General features: G+C 36.2%; 1 protein-coding gene. It reads left to right on the top strand.

Going from position 1 to position 1214, the window contains the following annotated elements; genetic code table 11:
• Positions 1-244 precede the first annotated feature (244 nt).
• Complete coding sequence (locus AAEY55_RS18050) at positions 245-1147, top strand: integron integrase (RefSeq protein WP_350552592.1); 903 nt, start codon at positions 245-247, stop codon at positions 1145-1147.
• Positions 1148-1214 lie beyond the last annotated feature (67 nt).

The raw sequence follows: 1214 nt of genomic DNA, 5'->3' as shown, positions 1-1214 counted from the left end.
GCGTAGCGGCTTTGTTCAACAGCTTATTGAACACCACTTTGGGGGTTTATAACACCCCAAAACGGCGTATATTACATGGCTCAATAGTTCCACTAAATAACTACAATGTAAACAAGTAATTACGTATGTTATAAAGTTACCGTAGTTAAAATACCCCAAAACGACTTTTAATAATGTTATTGGACAAAATACAAATAACTGTCTATATATACAGTGTCGAGTTTTAAATAATTGAATATCATTTATGAAATCTCTCTTTCTAACCATGATTAAAGATCATATGTATAGCAAGCGTTATGCAAAGAGCACTATTGAAGCTTATTTGTTTTGGATAGCTGCCTATATCCGCTTTAATAATATGCAACACCCAAACTCTATGGGGGATACTCAAGTAGAATTATATTTAAATCATTTAGTAAACTCGCAAAATGTAGCGCAAGGCACACAATCCCAGGCATTGAATGCGCTAAGTTTTCTATATAAGGAAATAATTAAAAGTCCTCTCTCATTATCATTAGATTTTGTAAAAAGTGAACGCCCTAGAAAATTACCTGTTGTGCTTACACAAACAGAAGTTTCAGCGTTATTTAAACACTGTATTACAAAGCATTATTTAGCGTGTGCACTACTTTATGGTAGCGGTATGCGGTTAATGGAGGTACTACGTTTGCGGACACAAGATATTGATTTTGATTATAACTGTGTTCGAATTTGGGATGGTAAAGGGGGCAAAAATCGTGTTGTAACGCTTGCAGGAGAACTGATACCACAAATACGAACACAAATTCAATTAGTCGATAATTATTTACAATTAGACCTAAATAACCCGCTGTTTTGTGGCGTGTATATGCCGCATTTATTACGTAAAAAATATCCAAATCATAACAAACAGCTGGGTTGGCAATATTTATTTCCATCTTATAAACTCAGTATTGATCCTGAGAGTAAACAGCTAAGGCGCCATCATATTGATGAAAAGCAATTACAGCGCGCTGTAAAAAAAGCGGCTTTTAATGCACACATTAATAAACACGTTACGCCACATACTTTGCGCCACTCATTCGCTACGCACTTACTGCAAAGCGGCGCTGATATACGCACAGTACAAACACAACTCGGGCACAGCGATATTCGTACAACGTCTTAGTATTTATACGTTACGTTGCTTGTATCGTATAAATACCTTGTTGAACGAAGCATGCTCCTCATCCAAC

The sequence above is a fragment of the Pseudoalteromonas sp. 120-MNA-CIBAN-0494 genome, from assembly GCF_040308885.1.
In the GTDB taxonomy this organism is placed as follows: Bacteria; Pseudomonadota; Gammaproteobacteria; order Enterobacterales; family Alteromonadaceae; genus Pseudoalteromonas; species Pseudoalteromonas nigrifaciens.
This window is presented reverse-complemented; position numbering and strand designations above follow the sequence as displayed.

Excerpts from the sequence above, each read along its gene's own strand:
- AAEY55_RS18050 (WP_350552592.1), top strand. The coding sequence starts at position 245 with ATGAAATCTCTCTTTCTAACCATGATTAAAGATCATATGTATAGCAAG.